Raw genomic sequence first — 268 nt, forward strand, 5'->3', positions numbered from 1 at the left:
CGAAATTGCATTACGAGTAAAGATGCTCGTTACGCGCGGCAGGACGGAAAGACCCCGGGACCTTTACTATAGCTTGGTATTGGTGTTCGATTCGGCTTGTGTAGGATAGGTGGGAGACTGTGAAGCGCTAACGCCAGTTAGTGTGGAGTCGTCGTTGAAATACCACTCTGGTCGTATTGGATGTCTAACCTCGGTCCGTGATCCGGATCAGGGACAGTGCCTGGTGGGTAGTTTAACTGGGGCGGTTGCCTCCCAAAGAGTAACGGAG

Annotated in this window: 1 rRNA gene; it reads left to right on the top strand. The window is 52.6% G+C overall.

Annotation, left to right across the window (positions count from 1 at the left end):
• Positions 1-268 (top strand): 23S ribosomal RNA (locus QSK35_RS42615); the annotation flags it as partial.

The sequence above is a fragment of the Lentzea sp. NBRC 105346 genome, assembly GCF_030269605.1.
GTDB lineage: Bacteria > Actinomycetota > Actinomycetes > Mycobacteriales > Pseudonocardiaceae > Lentzea.